This window comes from Sphingosinicella sp. CPCC 101087, from assembly GCF_004151485.1.
GTDB lineage: Bacteria > Pseudomonadota > Alphaproteobacteria > Sphingomonadales > Sphingomonadaceae > Allosphingosinicella.
Genome location: NZ_SBFF01000031.1, coordinates 1 through 1718 on the forward strand (window position 1 = coordinate 1; position 1718 = coordinate 1718).

At 62.9% G+C, this 1718-nt stretch carries 1 protein-coding gene; it reads right to left on the reverse strand.

Going from position 1 to position 1718, the window contains the following annotated elements:
* The coding region (locus EKM57_RS21640; RefSeq protein WP_371414166.1) for a peroxidase family protein at positions 1-1718 on the reverse strand (1718 nt) is incomplete at its 3' end.

Consider the following 1718-nt stretch of genomic DNA (forward strand, 5'->3'; position numbering starts at 1 on the left):
CCGATCTGGATCCAGTCGTCGCCCTCGTTGCCGAGAATTCGCTCGGCCGTCTTGTTGCCGAGGATGAAGTCGTCGCCTTCTCCGGCGAAGACCTCGGTTCCGGCGTCGGTGCCGGTAACGATGAAGTCCTTGCCCGCGCCGCCCATGACGAGATCCAGGCCTGGACCGGCATGGACGACATCGTTGCCGTTGCCGGCCTTGATATTGTCGTCCCCTCCGGAGTCGCGGATGATGTCGTCGCCATCGCCCCCGTTGATGATGTCGTTGCCGAAATTGCCTTCCAGCCGGTCGTTGCCGCCGTCGCCGTAAAGCGTGTCGTCACCGATGCCGGCGATCAGCGTATCATTGGCCGCCGTGCCGCCGAGGACGACATGGTCGCCGCCGGTATAGCGCAGATAATTGGGGTCGGCGCCCGGCGTGCTCGGATTGTCGCGGATGACGAGCGGCGTCAGGATCGTCCCGCCCACCGGGTCGTCGCGGCCTTCCGCGCCCAGCCCTGTATATTGCTGGGTCTGATCGACCTCGAGGATGAAGCCAGGCGTGGAGAAGACGTCCGAGGGCAGATGCACCGCATTGGTGTTGCGCATGATCATCGCCGCGAACGAATTATTTTCCATTTCGCCGAAGAGGTGCAAGCCATCGAGCCGCTGGAGGTAGTAGAAGCGGTCGCCGCTCTGCAGATTCTCCATCTGCATCTCGAAGACGAAGTTGAACGTGGAACCGAGCATGCCGCCGAACGGCATCGTCTGCTCGGCAAGGCCGCCGATCCACAGGTCGACGTTATCGAGTCCTGTGGTCGTTATGCCGCCCTCCAGGCTGGCCCACGCGCCGGTGCTGTTGAGGAATTCCAGCCGGTCGGCCGGAACCTCGAAGCCGCCGAAGGACGTGCCGGTGATGATGGTCATCGCTGCATCACGCTTGCCTTCGACGGTGGTCTGCGCCGTGATCAGCGGGTGCAGGCCGTAGGCGGCGACGAAGTTGATGATCGACGCCTCGTTCTTGAGATTCCCCGCGAAGTCGGTCCAGCTCTCATAGGGCTTGAGCTCCGCGGCGTTGTTCGTCGCCTCGTAGAATTCGCGCCGCGCGGCATTCAGCGAGGGGACGCCGGTGTCTCGGCCGCGAGCGAGGTTGATCGTCGCCAAGTCGAGCGGGAGGCCGAGCAGGTTGTTGCGCAGCGCGTCGGTGACGAATTCATCGATCTCGCTGCCCACCTGGCGAGTCATGCCGCGGACGATCGAGCCGGCCACTTCGGCGGCGGTGCCGCTCGTGGCGAACTCGACTGGATTGAGGAACCCTTCGATCAGGGTGATGTGGTCCGGAGCGAAGTTCGGGTCGAAACGGTCGATCGATTCGGTCAGCATCGAGTGGCCGAACCGATAGACGACGTGGGCGAACTCGGCGAATATGGCCGGATCGATCGTGTAATCGAAGCCGTCCGGGACGAGGAAGACATCGATCTGCGGCTGGATCTTGCGCGCGAATTCCTCGAAGACGAGATGCTGATATTGCATTTCGGTGCCGAACTTGGCGGCCTGGAAGAGGCGTTCGCCGTTCCAGTCGAGCGCATCGATTTCGGCCTGCCCGGCGGGCAGTGCCCCTATGTCCTCATTGAGCCATTCGTTGATGAACTCGAGGTCTCCGGTAGCGAGCACCTGTTCCTTGGTGTGTTCCAGCAGCCGGTTGTGCTCGGCATGGAAGACATGGTGGACGGCGGTCAG